Origin of the sequence: Streptococcus mitis (genome assembly GCF_946188695.1) — a bacterium.
GTDB lineage: Bacteria > Bacillota > Bacilli > Lactobacillales > Streptococcaceae > Streptococcus > Streptococcus mitis_DF.
In genome coordinates this window covers 1-668 of the sequence record NZ_CAMHWI010000045.1, presented here as the reverse complement: position 1 = coordinate 668, position 668 = coordinate 1, and the positions used below count along the sequence as shown (strand labels likewise).

Below are 668 nucleotides of genomic sequence, written 5' to 3'. Positions count from 1 at the left end.
GGAAACCCAATTATCGTTACAATCGATAAAGAAGGTAAAGGTAAAGTACCAAACAGTGAATTACCAGACGGTAAAGTCCCAGGAACAGGTAAGATTATAGAACCAGGTCAACCAGCAGTTGAAGTTCCTAATGTAACAACACCAGGTAAAGTCACACCAGCAACTGAAAAACCAGTTGCACCAGTGACACCTGATACGCCAGTCAAACCTGACACTAATAGAGGTTCTGGTCAAGATGCACCAGCACCAACAACTCCAGTTCCAGATGCAGTTACTCCGAATGCAGATCAGGTAGATACTAAGACTACTGTTGATAATGGAGCTAAGTCAAATGGTTCTCAAAATGTATTGCCAAATACAGGAACAGAATCAAATGCTACTCTTGCATCTCTCGGACTTCTTGGTATGCTAGGTGGTCTCGGACTTGCTCTTGGAAAGAAAAAAGAAGACTAAAAATTTAGTCAAAATATGAATGGTTCATTGTTAAGTGGACAATGAATAAAAAAGATTAAACAACGACCTTGTTCCTCGTTTTAAAAGAGGTGCAGGGCCGTTGTTGTTTTTTTAAGTAGGTGCTAATATTTGTATTAAGGCTCTTTGTCAACTGTAGTGGGTTGATGAAAAGCTAAGCTCGAGAAAGGACAAATTTCGTCCTTTCTTTTTTGATG

1 protein-coding gene is annotated in these 668 nt (G+C 39.5%); it reads left to right on the top strand.

All coding sequences use genetic code 11. The features are described 5' to 3' along the window. The coding region (locus N8L33_RS09925) for an LPXTG cell wall anchor domain-containing protein (RefSeq protein ID WP_261059746.1) at positions 1–453 on the top strand (453 nt) is incomplete at its 5' end. Positions 454–668 lie beyond the last annotated feature (215 nt).